Source organism: Planktothrix sp. PCC 11201, assembly GCF_900009135.1.
Classification (GTDB): domain Bacteria; phylum Cyanobacteriota; class Cyanobacteriia; order Cyanobacteriales; family Microcoleaceae; genus Planktothrix.
Window position 1 is genome coordinate 1 of record NZ_LT797753.1, and the last position, 331, is coordinate 331.

At 37.2% G+C, this 331-nt stretch carries 1 protein-coding gene; it reads right to left on the reverse strand.

The window, feature by feature from the left end:
* Positions 1–331 (reverse strand): helicase-related protein (locus PL11201_RS25530; protein ID WP_144017902.1); only part of this gene is annotated, 331 nt, incomplete at both ends.

A 331-nucleotide genomic window follows, 5' to 3' on the forward strand; every position in this document is an offset into this window, starting at 1 on the left:
GTCAATTTTTTCTTCTAAAGTTCCCAAAGCCACAAATTTATGAACAAATACATTTTTAGTTTGACCAATCCGAAAAGCTCGATCCGTTGCTTGATCCTCCACCGCCGGATTCCACCAGCGATCAAAGTGAAATACATGATTTGCTTTGGTTAAAGTAATTCCCACACCTCCGGCTTTCAAAGAGAGAATAAAGACAGAAGGTTCGGTTTCAGGATTTTGGAATTGAGTAATCATTTGTTCGCGTTTCGTGCGATTTGTACCCCCATGAATATAATAGGTATTATAATGATAATGATGTTTAAAATGTCGTTCTAAACCATCACAAACTTCT